The organism is Ureibacillus galli (assembly GCF_014836845.1).
In the GTDB taxonomy this organism is placed as follows: domain Bacteria; phylum Bacillota; class Bacilli; order Bacillales_A; family Planococcaceae; genus Ureibacillus; species Ureibacillus galli.
Genome location: NZ_JACSQA010000065.1, coordinates 1 through 2,085 on the forward strand (window position 1 = coordinate 1; position 2,085 = coordinate 2,085).

Genomic DNA, 2,085 nt, shown 5'->3' on the forward strand with positions numbered 1-2,085 from the left:
AAAAATAGAGAAAGGTGAATTTGAGTTTCATCAAATTCACCTTTCTCACTATTTGAAGCTAGTTATGTCCCAGCCTCCTTTTTTTGGTCTTATGAAGAAATCCAGTACCATTTGTTAATTGAATTCGATTAATTTGATAAGCTCCTCAGTTTTTACCTTTAGTAGTACTATTACCATAATCAGCACGAACCTTAGTGCCATCAGGATTTGTATACTCTCGGAAAAAAACAGTTACTTCGATTCTAGAGTAGGATGAGTTTTTGTTTAATGCATCATAAATTCCCTCTAAGACAGTATCACCGTTTATTAGTATATTTGCATTGTTAATTCGTCCTTGTGCATCAATTGCACCAACAGTTGCATATAGAGTTCCTGCAACAAGTTTTGGTGTGCATAAGTTTGAAAAAAGTAAAAACAATCGTAATACCCAAACCTTGTAATACAGAAGTAATAGCTGATTCACTAGTTCGATCTCGGAATGCCTTATATGCTGTACTTTGTGCTGTTAAATATTTTTGTAAATCCGCACGTGTTCCTGAAAGTGTTCCCCAATATTCTCTTACTATAACTGTCGTGTTATCAAACTCCCTTTAAATTTTTTTGTTTGATGCGCATTTATTTAGTAAAGAAATGTTTAGATGAATAAAAACAACCTCCACTCAAATTTTTTATTTTTTAGCTAAAAAAATAGAAAAGTATATCATTTATTATAATAACGATCGCATTAAACAAATACTGGCCGGCATGAGTCCGGTAAATTACCGAATACACGCCAGCCAATTAGCTGCATAATAAAAACTCTAACTTTAAGGTGTCACTACCGAAATGCGCCCGATTATGGAGTAACTATGATTCACCTATTACTGGATATACATAGGTTATATCCTCTAATTCTTTAATTAAATCTTCTAAATATGATTGATTCGATACAAATTCGAAGGTTAGTACAGCACCACTTCCCGCTGGATAACAAGTCTCTCCAGACCAATCTATATGACCCAATTTATCCATTTCACCTTCAAAATGTATAATGCTTTCTAAATTTTTTAATATTGCTTTTCCCGTTAAATACCTATTCATTGACTTCAAGTCATTAAGAAAATCCCTAATTTCATCTGTTCTTAAACTTGCATTAAAATCAACATAATACCCTGGAATTTCGACTTTTACATTTGAAATAACCCAGTTTCCATCCCAATAATCAGAACTATTCGGATATTCACGAGCTAAGACATCTATTTCTACTTTAGTTTTCTCTCCTAACAGATGGAACTTCATTTTACCACCTCATACTTTCAACCTTTCAACTCTATTCTTGTTGAACTATCATGCTCCGTTAGTTTAAGTACATTTCTTCATCTTACCTAATTTTAACTTAACCTATCTCAAAATCCTCACTCAATATTTTTCTTTCCTTTTGTTGATCTTTATTAAATTCATACGAATCAAAAGAGCTATATTTATTTTTAAGGAGACCTAATATAGATTTACTATAAATACAATAAATGCCATTTATTTCAGAAAAATCTGGAATATATGGATCATTCAAAAGATGCGAAATTCTAGGGTCAGATTTATTAATAGCAATTGCTCTAAAACGATTTACCATCATATCATGAATAAAACTTACTTTTTTAGGGATAAGACTTTCCTTTAAATCTAAGAACTCCATATTAACCTCCTAACTAAAAGTTGAATTGATTCGCTTGTTAAATCAGCCTTCAAATTTAATAGAAATTGAAGAAATTAAAACAGAAAATCTATTTAAGTTTTCTAAGTATGTAATCGAAGATATGGACTATGATATTGATGCAATTATGACTAATTTAAACGTATTTATCTTTGAACAAATTATCGGTTATATTGAAACTAATAAAAATAAATGTATAGAGATACAGATATATATTTTATATCGATACCTATTGAAAGTTACTTACCGAACTTAATTATAAATTTGCATAAATTTGTACAGTATCTTTCTTATCATTCAAAGTGTTATTCAACAATCTGGCCCGATCGTAATATGAGGTTAGCCAGATTTTTCTGGTTGACCTTTTTCGTTTAGGTCTTATTATAACGGTAGTC

4 protein-coding genes are annotated in these 2,085 nt (G+C 30.6%); 1 reads left to right on the forward strand and 3 read right to left on the reverse strand.

Translation table 11 applies throughout. The features are described from left to right. Positions 1–145: 145 nt before the first annotated feature. The gene (locus H9636_RS18865; protein ID WP_191709089.1) at positions 146–463 is read right to left on the reverse strand and encodes a hypothetical protein; all 318 of its coding nucleotides are present in this window, start codon (positions 461–463) and stop codon (positions 146–148) included. 224 nt (positions 464–687) lie between these two features. Between H9636_RS18865 and H9636_RS19510 the strand changes: the two genes are divergently transcribed. Next, positions 688–792, forward strand: a complete 105-nt coding sequence (locus H9636_RS19510) for an IS3 family transposase (RefSeq protein WP_404817779.1) — start codon at positions 688–690, stop codon at positions 790–792. 54 nt (positions 793–846) lie between these two features. Here H9636_RS19510 and H9636_RS18875 read toward each other — a convergent pair whose 3' ends face one another. Beyond that, a complete protein-coding gene (locus H9636_RS18875) occupies positions 847–1,278 on the reverse strand; it encodes a WapI family immunity protein (protein WP_191709090.1) in 432 nt (143 codons plus the stop codon). Positions 1,279–1,375: 97 nt separating this feature from the next. Next, entirely contained in the window at positions 1,376–1,672 is a 297-nt protein-coding gene (locus H9636_RS18880) for a hypothetical protein (RefSeq protein ID WP_191709091.1), read from the reverse strand. Positions 1,673–2,085 lie beyond the last annotated feature (413 nt).

Coding starts and splice junctions, on each gene's coding strand:
- H9636_RS18875 (WP_191709090.1), bottom strand. CDS start 1,278: ATGAAGTTCCATCTGTTAGGAGAGAAAACTAAAGTAGAAATAGATGTC.
- H9636_RS18880 (WP_191709091.1), bottom strand. CDS start 1,672: ATGGAGTTCTTAGATTTAAAGGAAAGTCTTATCCCTAAAAAAGTAAGT.